The sequence below is a fragment of the Candidatus Eisenbacteria bacterium genome (assembly GCA_013140805.1).
Lineage (GTDB): Bacteria > Eisenbacteria > RBG-16-71-46 > RBG-16-71-46 > RBG-16-71-46 > JABFRW01.
In genome coordinates this window covers 1-6,194 of record JABFRW010000141.1, presented here as the reverse complement: position 1 = coordinate 6,194, position 6,194 = coordinate 1, and the positions used below count along the sequence as shown (strand labels likewise).

Annotated in this window: 5 protein-coding genes; 1 reads left to right on the top strand and 4 read right to left on the bottom strand. The window is 67.9% G+C overall.

Features of this window, described 5'->3' with window-relative positions; translation table 11 throughout:
* On the top strand, window positions 1–1,444 hold a 1,444-nt coding region (locus tag HOP12_11155), incomplete at its 5' end, for a LysM peptidoglycan-binding domain-containing protein (protein NOT34712.1).
* A 4-nt stretch (window positions 1,445–1,448) separates the two neighbouring features.
* On the opposite strand, the gene HOP12_11150 is transcribed toward HOP12_11155, so the two are convergent.
* From HOP12_11150 to HOP12_11135, 4 genes are all read right to left on the bottom strand, one after another.
* Entirely contained in the window at window positions 1,449–2,702 is a 1,254-nt protein-coding gene (locus tag HOP12_11150) for an NTP transferase domain-containing protein (GenBank protein ID NOT34711.1), read from the bottom strand.
* Window positions 2,703–2,722: 20 nt separating this feature from the next.
* Window positions 2,723–3,982 (bottom strand): glucose-1-phosphate adenylyltransferase, encoded by a 1,260-nt coding sequence (locus tag HOP12_11145; GenBank protein ID NOT34710.1) that lies wholly within the window; start codon window positions 3,980–3,982, stop codon window positions 2,723–2,725.
* Between the two features lie 122 nt (window positions 3,983–4,104).
* On the bottom strand, window positions 4,105–5,208 hold the full coding sequence (locus HOP12_11140; GenBank protein ID NOT34709.1) for a hypothetical protein: 1,104 nt from the start codon (window positions 5,206–5,208) through the stop codon (window positions 4,105–4,107).
* Window positions 5,209–5,268: 60 nt separating this feature from the next.
* A complete protein-coding gene (locus tag HOP12_11135; protein ID NOT34708.1) occupies window positions 5,269–5,910 on the bottom strand; it encodes a hypothetical protein in 642 nt (213 codons plus the stop codon).
* Window positions 5,911–6,194: the final 284 nt, after the last annotated feature.

The following is a 6,194-nucleotide window of genomic DNA, read 5'->3' as shown; positions in this document are numbered from 1 at the left end:
CGAAGACGTCTATCGCCACATCCGGTTCTTCACCGGCAGCGGCCGCTCGACGTTCGAGCGCTGGCTGCGGCGCTCGGGTCGCTACATGTCGTTGTTCCGCGACGTGCTCCAGAAAGAGGGCCTGCCGCCGGATCTGGTGCACCTCGTATTCGTCGAGAGTGGTTTCAACGTGCATGCGCGCTCGTATGCCGCGGCGGTCGGACCCTGGCAGTTCCTGCAGGGCACGGCGCGCATGTTCGGCCTGACCGTGAATCAGTGGGTGGACGAGCGACGCGATCCCGAAAAGGCCACGGTGGCAGCGGCGCGCTACCTGAAGCACCTCTACACGATCTTCGGCGACTGGCCGCTGGCGCTCGCGTCTTACAACGCGGGCGAAGGCACGGTGCTGCGGGCGATCAAGAATCAGGGCACCACGAACTACTGGGACTTGCGACTGCCGAAGCAGACCGAGGAATACGTGCCGGGCTTCATGGCGGTGCTGGCGATCACGCGCGATCCCGACAAGTACGGCTTCCACGGCGTCGAGCTCGAAGACCCGATGGACTTCGACGAACTCGCACTCAAGGGCCGCGTCGATCTGCGTGCGCTCGCCAAGCTCGCCGGCTGCACCTACGAGGATCTGAAGGTGCTGAATCCGGCGGTGCTGCGTCACACCACACCGGTTTCCAAGGACGGCGTCTCGACGGTGCGCGTTCCGCGCGGCGCTGCCGAGGTGATCCTGCAGGCAATCGACGGCGGTGTGAAGATGCCCGAGGTCGATCTGACGGTGAAGCATCGGGTGCGACGCAACGAGACCATGCGAACGATCGCGTCGCAGTACGGCGTCGACGCCACTCGGCTCGCGCGCCAGAACGGGATCACCAGCGCTCGCCCGCTCAAGCGCGGGATGGTGCTCACCGTGCGCTCGAGTCTGCGACCCGCCACGCTCGAAGTCGCGACGCTCGAGCCCAACGATCCGCGCGCCTCGACCGACTACGTTCCGGCGCTGCCGCCCCGCGCGATGCCCCGGGTGCAGGGCGCGTCGGACCCCGAGGGTCGTTCAACGATCACGGTACGGCGAGGCCAGACTCTGGTCGCGCTCGCCGAGAAGCACAGCGTGTCGGCCGCCGAAATCCGCCAGTGGAATCGGCTCAAGACCGATCGGCTGCGTCCGGGCCAGCGTCTCAAGGTCCGAACCGCCGAAGCGGTCGCCTCCGCCGCCGAGCGCGCACCGGTCGACAGCGCGCAGGTCGCGGCGCTCAAGCCGCCACCGCGACGCGAAGGCAGTGCGTCTTCGAGTCAATCGAGCGCCGGTGCGACGAGTCGTACGATTCGCGTCCGCTCGGGCGACACATTGAGCGAGATCGCAGCGCGCAACGGCACCACGGTGGCGCGGCTCAAGGCGCTCAACGGAATGCGTTCGAACACGGTGCGAATCGGACAGCGGCTGCGCGTACCGTCCTGATTCGCTAGTGCTCAGGGTCGGGGCCGTGCACCACACCGCCGGCCGGAATGTCGTTCGTGATCGCGTTCTCGCGCACGCCCGCGCCGATGCGGGCGTTGCGTCCGACCGAGATGCCGCCGGGTAGCCGCGCGCCCTTGCCCGCCACCACCAGTCCGTTCGAGAGGTGGTCGGGGCACGCGTGGTTGGGCGTGAAGTCGTCGCCGTCGCCGACTCTGGCGCCGGACCCGACCTGCACTTCCTTGTCGAAGATCACGCGCTCGATCGTCGAATCCGGGCCGATCACGCAGTCGTGCATGAGAATGCTGTCGCGCACCACGGCACCCGCCATGACGTGCACGCCCGGGAACAACACCGAGCGCTCGACGCGCCCGGCCACACGGCAGCCATTCGCGACCAGGCTGCGGTCACCGCTGCCGCCGGGCTCGAATCGAACCGGGGGTCGATCCGCACTCTGGGTATGGATCAGCCAGCCCGGATCGTTGAGATCCATCGGCGGCTGTTCCGACGCCATCGCCATGTTCGCTTCGAAGAACGAATCGAGCGTGCCGACGTCCTGCCAGTAGCCGCCGTACCGGTAGGCGAACAGCCCCTCCTGCCGCTGCACGAGGCGCGGCAGGATGTCCTTGCCGAAGTCATGGGTCGAGTCCTCGCGCGCGGCGTCTTCGCGCAGCAGCCGGAACAACGCTTCGCGATCGAACAGATAGACGCCCATCGAGGCGAGTCGCGATTCGGCCTGGCGGGGCTTCTCCTTGAACGCGGTGACGCGACCCGAGCGATCGGTCTCGAGGATTCCGAACTGGCTGATCTCTTCCGGCTTCACCTCGGTGACCGCGACCGTCACGCTGGCGCGGTTCGCGACATGGAACGCGAACATGACGTCGTAGTTCATCTTGTAAATGTGGTCACCCGACAGCACCAGGACCTGCTCGCAGCGGCGGCGCCGCAGGTGAACGAGATTGCGGTAGATCGCGTCGGCGGTGCCCTGGTACCACTCGGTCGCGATCGAGCCGAGCGCCGGCTGCAGAAGCTGGATGCCGCCGCGCGTGCGGTCGAGATCCCACGGTCGACCGATCCCGACGTGCTGATGCAGCGAAGTGGGTCGATACTGCGTGAGCACTCCGATGTCGTAGATACCGGAGTTGACGCAGTTCGAGAGCGAGAAGTCGATGATCCGGTACTTGCCACCGAACGGGACCGCGGGTTTGGCGCGCCGCTCGGACAGCAGGCACAGCCGCGAGCCGAGCCCGCCGGCGAGGATGAAGGCGTAACGCTGGTCGCTCACGAGCTCCCCGTCAGCGAGACCCGATCGGGCACCACGCGAGCGACCGCGATCGCGCCGTCGACGAAGTCGGACGACGACGCGCCGACGCCGAGGATCGCCTGGCGGCCGACGCGAGCGTGGTCGGGTAGCACGCAGTCCTTACCGACCAGCGTGAGGCCGTGGAGCCACGCCAGTTCCGGCACGTCCATCGCAAGGCCGTCGCCGACTCGCGCCGACGCGCCTACCCGCACGTACTTGTCGACGATCGCGCGGTCCACGCGCGCGCCAGCACCGATCGTGACGTCCTGCATGATGACCGAGTCCACGATCTCGGCGTCGGCTCCGACGGTGACGCCCGGAAACAGGATCGAGTTGCGGATGCGTCCCGACACGCGGCAGCCGTTGGCGATCAGCGCACCGTCCAGCATCGCGCCCGGCAGCAACTGCACCGGCGGGCGCTCCTCGTCACGCGTGAGGATCGGCCAGCGCCCGTCGTTGAGCACCAGGCGCGGCTCGCGCGCCAGCAGTCCGAGGTTCGTTTCGTAGAACGTCTTCAAGGTTCCGACGTCGTCCCAGTAGCCGGTGTGCTCGTGCGCGAACACGCGTTCGCCCTTCTCGATCAACGGGCGCAGCACGTCGAGCACCAGGTCGACCGGCTGCTTCGCGATCGCCTCGCCGAGCACCTCGGTGTCGAACAGGTAGATGCCCATCGATGCGAGGCGCAGGCTCGATTGCCGTGGCTTCTCTTCGAGCGCCGTGACGCGACCGTTGCGATCCATCGCGACCATGCCGAAGCGCCACGACTCATCGGGTTCGACCGCGGTGACCGCCAGCGTCACGCGTGCGCCGCTCTCTTCGTGAGTCCGCAGCAATGCCCGGTAGTCCATCTTGTAGACGTGGTCGCCGGACAGCACCAGCGTGTTCGCGGCGCCCGAGCCGCCGAGCACGTCCCAGTTCTGGGCCAGCGCATCGGCGGTTCCGCGGTACCACCCGGCGTGCTCGCGCGTGAGGTAGGGCTGCAGGAGCTGCACGCCGCCGGTGCGGCGGTCCAGATCCCACGCTCGTCCCGAGCCGATGTGGTCGTGCAGCGAGGTGGGCGCGTGCTGGGTGAGCACCGCGACGCGCTCGAGTCCCGAGTGGCAGCAGTTGCTGAGCACGAAATCGATGATGCGGTACTTGCCGCCGAACGGGACCGCGCTCACCGCGCGCTCCGAGGTCAGCACGCTCAGGCGCTCGCCGCCCCCTCCCGACAGCACCACCGCCATCGTATGCGCCACGGGGTCCCTCCGTTCACGGCGAATGCACGAGTGAACGCGGACCCTACGGAGCGCGCGGCGGCCGAGTCAAGAACCGCGCACGCGACGCGGCCTTCGGCGGCGTGATTCGAGGCGCGCGGCGACTACCAGGCGTACGAGGCGGACACCAGATGCGTCGCTTCGAGGTCTTCTTCGCGCTGGAACTCGTCGAGTCCCGAGGCGAAGAAGCGGTTGAGCGACGAGGCGTAGTCGACGCCGAAGTGGCGGTAGCGGAGCCCGGCACCGAATGCGAGGTCCTTGCCATTGGCGCCGGTGCGCAGCGCGAGCGTGTTGCGGAACCAGTATTCGACCCCGGTTCGGAAGTCGAGCGTGACGGCCCCGAGCGACGCCTGCGAGCCGAGCTCCCGATCCTCGAAGCCCCACGCCAGGTCGAGCGCCATGGTGAGCGCGTGATGCTCCGCCGGATAGAAATTGAGAGCGGCACCCGTGTCGAGCGTCGGGACGATCAGCTCGCGCGTGCCGTTGCTCCACGACAGATAGGTCGTGGTGAGGTCGTGCACCACCACGCCGATCGTGACCGCGTCGGTCGGCATGTAGAGCATGCCGGCGTCGAGCCCGGCGCCGAACGAGGTGACGTGCTCGCCGGGCAGCGTGTCGGGAACGCTCTGGCGCAGGAACTTCACGTTGGCGCCGTACGCCCAGTGGCTGTTGCGCTGGAACGCGATCGACGCGAGGAATGCCATGTCCGAGCTGCTCGCCCGATAGAGCGTGAGATCGAGCAGCCGCTCGCCCGGCTGCCACACGCCGTCGAGGTTGCCGGGATCGTTGGTGCTGATGTCACCGTCGAGGCCGCCGTCCACGAAGTCGACCGCCGGCCTCAGGTCGCCGGGCCGCGGCGTCACCGGAATGTCGTCGACCGCGAGACGCACGAATCCGGCGCCGAGTGCCAGGCGCCGCGCGTTCTTGGCGCCGATCGGAATCACCGCCCCGAGATAGTCATGGTTGACGAGGCTTCCAAAGCGCTCGGCGTGCTGCGGCAGAATCTCGCGATACGGCAGGTAGACCATGCCCGCGGGGTTCCAGTAAGGCGCAGTCGCGTCATCGGCGACCGCTACGAACGCACCACCCATGCCGATCGCGCGCGCCCCGATGGGTGCCTTGAGGAACTCCCCGGCGTACTTGGTCGCATGCGCAGGCAGCGCGATGAGCAGCAGGCCGAAGAAGGAAAAACGCAGAAGCGTGCGCATGGTCGAGTGCCCCTCGAGGTCTACAACGATTGCGGCACGCGAGCCTAGGAGCGCGCCGAATCAGATGTCAACCGGTCCCGGGATGGGTTCCCAGTCAGGCATGCTCGCCTCGCCGATCGCACGCGAGATGCGCCACGCGCCGCGTTCGCGCACCAGCTCGTCGCCGGTGTGGAACGTGCGCATCTCTCCCACGCCGCGCGGTACGTACACGACATCGTAGTTGACGACCACGCGAGCGGAGGTGACCGGAAGCGCGCGCACGTTCGTGAGCAGCAGCGTGTCGGTCTCGGGCAGGAACCACAGCGAGCCTGGCATCGGCAGGTCGTGGCGTCCGTCGACCAGACACTCCCACGCAAGATCGGCGTCTCCGTGGCGCAGCGCACTCCAGTACGTGTCGAGCGTCCGGCTCGGCGAGACGAACCGCGGGTCCACACGGCATCGCTCGCCCTGACCCAGCAGGCTGAAGCATGCGATGCCGAGTGACGCGATCGCGAGGCGGTAGCGCCACGTGAAGGCACGCGACCGCGCGGTCGGGATCACACCCTCGGGCCGGCTCGCATCGAATACCCCGGATACGGCCGCGGGTGTCCCGGCGATCTGCCCGGGCTCACTCGATGACCCTGCCTCGTCCGAGTGCCGCGAGGACGCGGAGGGGTCGCCGGAGGCGAGCGGTTGCGGAGCGACGAGGTAGTGGAGTTGCAAGGGGTGACCGACTCGAAGGAGGTCCTGCCGTCCCTGGCGATCGATCGCGAGCGGGGTGCTCGCTTTGGAGGAATCAACGACTTACAAGGGCACGAACCGTTCCGTTCGGCGCGCCACCCGTGCGTGCGATACCTGTCTTCGCGTGCAATCCGAGCGCTCGACCACAACCGTCTCTGCCGCAGTCGATTACATGGCCTGACTCAACCCCGCGGACGGCCCGAGCGCGGCGCGGACTGTGCCGGCCGCGGGGTTGAGTCAGGCCATGTAATCGACTGCGGCAGAGA

Coding starts and splice junctions, on each gene's coding strand:
- HOP12_11140 (NOT34709.1), bottom strand. CDS start 5,208: ATGCGCACGCTTCTGCGTTTTTCCTTCTTCGGCCTGCTGCTCATCGCG.